1 protein-coding gene is annotated in these 1,016 nt (G+C 68.2%); it reads right to left on the bottom strand.

Annotated elements, in window-relative coordinates:
* The coding region (locus tag ACYVHU_RS26655) for an SDR family NAD(P)-dependent oxidoreductase (RefSeq protein WP_498949919.1) at nt 1-995 on the bottom strand (995 nt) is incomplete at its 3' end.
* Between the last annotated feature and the right edge of the window lie 21 nt (nt 996-1,016).

Below are 1,016 nucleotides of genomic sequence, written 5' to 3'. Positions count from 1 at the left end.
TACAGGACGAAGGCGGTGAGGTCGTGGTCGAGGGTGGCCTGGTGCAGATACCAAGCCGCATCAGCCTTAGCGGCCAGCACCCGATCGATCCGTTCGGGGGTCAACGAGGTGATCAACCCGTCGTCCAGCACCCCGGCGGTGTGGAACACCGCGGTCAACCCCGACGCGGACGCCGACGCTCCTTCACGCACGACCCGATCCACCTCATCACGCCGGGACAGGTCCGCGGCGATGATGACCACCCGCGCCCCGGCGGCTTCCAGTTCGGCGCGTAGTTCGGCCGCGCCGGGCGCCTGTTCACCGCGTCGCGATACCAACACCAGGTGTCTCACCTGGTGGGTGGTGACCAGGTGGCGGGCCAACACCGCGCCCAACCCGCCGGTACCACCGGTGATCACCACGGCGCCCTGGGGATCCAACGCCCGCGGCATGGTCAACACCAGCTTGCCGACATGGCGGGCCTGGGCCATGAACCGGAATGCCTCACGGGCCCGGCGCACATCCCAGCACCGCACCGGCAGAACCGACAGTTCTTTCTGGTCGAACAGGGTGACCAGGTGGTCCAGGATCGCGCCGATGCGCTCATGGCCCGCGTCCATCAAATCGAAGGAGCGGTAGAGCACTCCCGGGTGGGTGCGGGCGACCTCCTCCACCGGGCGTTTGTCGGTCTTACCCATCTCGATGAACCGGCCACCCGGGGCCAACAAGTCCAGGGAGGCGTCGGTGAACTCCCCGGCCAGGGAGTTGAGGACCACGTCCATACCCGCCGCCCCGCTGGCGTGGCGGAACGTGGTGGCGAAGTCCAGATCACGGGAGGAAGCGATGTGGTCATGATCCAGGCCCAGCGCGCGCAGGTGGTGGTGTTTACCCGGGGAAGCGGTCGCGAAGACCTCCGCGCCCAGGTGGTGCGCGATCTGGATGGCGGCCATGCCGACCCCGCCCGCGCCGGCGTGGATCAAGACACGTTCCCCGGCCTTGAGCCCACCCAGATCCACCAACCCATACCACGCCGTGGC

The organism is Marinactinospora endophytica, assembly GCF_054780875.1.
Note: the sequence above shows the minus strand (reverse complement) of the source record. Positions and strands in the feature narration are given on the sequence as shown.